This is a genomic window from Rhizobium sp. P44RR-XXIV, from assembly GCF_001999485.2.
In the GTDB taxonomy this organism is placed as follows: Bacteria; Pseudomonadota; Alphaproteobacteria; order Rhizobiales; family Rhizobiaceae; genus Rhizobium.
In genome coordinates this window covers 1-1,187 of record NZ_MPVZ02000012.1, presented here as the reverse complement: position 1 = coordinate 1,187, position 1,187 = coordinate 1, and the positions used below count along the sequence as shown (strand labels likewise).

Genomic DNA, 1,187 nt, shown 5'->3' with positions numbered 1-1,187 from the left:
CTCACAAGCGCGCTCAGCAACTACTTCTCATAGACTCAACCAAGGAAGCAGAGTATGCCGGCCCTATCTCCGTTTGGGACAATGAGACTCCTCTGGACGAGGATGAGGTGGAGCTGCCGTACTACGACCAAGTGGAACTGGCCGCGCGACGGCCGGATAGCTGTACAGGAAATACCTGGGCGCAAGCTCCGATTCTCGCTCCCCGCGCTCCGCGAGGCCGGCGTCAATCCGAAAAAGGCGATATGCGCAAAGATCAGGGGCAACAGCATGGAGCCACTGATCATGGACCGCTCGACCATCGGCATCGATCAATCAGCCACGGACGTTATCGACGGTGAGATTTACGCCCTGGAGCACGAAGGCATGCTGCGGGTGAAGTACCTGTATCGGTTGCCGGGCGGCGGCCTGCGCTTGCGCAGCTTCAACCGAGCCGAGCATGACGACGAGGAGTATTCGCCGAAGGAGATGCAGTCCCAAGGCATTAGCATCATCGGCTGGGTGTTTTGGTGGTCGACGCTGCGCTCGCGTGGAGCCTTCAAGCGGTAACCAGCTCATCTGGCAGGGAGGGGATTTAGCTATGGGGATCATGGGGGAGTGAACTAACAAGACCGTTGAGCTCGCCGATAGCTAAATACATTTTTACATTTGAATTACCAAATGGATGGCAAATGGACATGAAGCTCATGCTCATTGATGACTTGCCTGGGGAACGGGCCTTGCAGAGGGGCGCAAGATGAAGATAGACGAGGCGCTTGGTCTCATCAGTAAGCTAAGCAAAGAAGAGGAGGCTGACTGCTATCTGTACATCGGCGGCATTAAGCGCTCCGGCTATGAGCGCTTCTCTGAAGAGGCTAGGCGGCGCAAGCACAAAAGGGCGTACCTCTTTCTTTCAACATACGGAGGAGAGCCTGCTACTGCCTATCGGATCGCCAGAGGACTCCGGCACTACTATGAGCATCTGACGGTTGTCGTTCCTGCATATTGCAAAAGCGCTGGCACATTGCTTGCCATTGGGGCTGACCATTTGATCATCTCTGACAAAGGCGAGCTGGGCCCGCTGGACATGCAGCTCAAAAAGCCAGATGAACTGTTCGATATGTCCTCCGGTCTAGAGATCACGCAGGCGATGGCTTTCCTTCGGGCGCAGTCGGCAGAGATCCTGAAGAGCAACCTTGTCGATCTGAACG

General features: G+C 55.7%; 2 protein-coding genes. Both read left to right on the top strand.

Going from position 1 to position 1,187, the window contains the following annotated elements; all coding sequences use genetic code 11:
- Positions 1-54: 54 nt before the first annotated feature.
- Positions 55-546, top strand: coding sequence for a helix-turn-helix transcriptional regulator (locus BSK43_RS35470; RefSeq protein ID WP_348641732.1), 492 nt, complete (start codon positions 55-57; stop codon positions 544-546).
- A 187-nt stretch (positions 547-733) separates the two neighbouring features.
- On the top strand, positions 734-1,187 hold a 454-nt coding region (locus BSK43_RS00090), incomplete at its 3' end, for a hypothetical protein (RefSeq protein ID WP_205910570.1).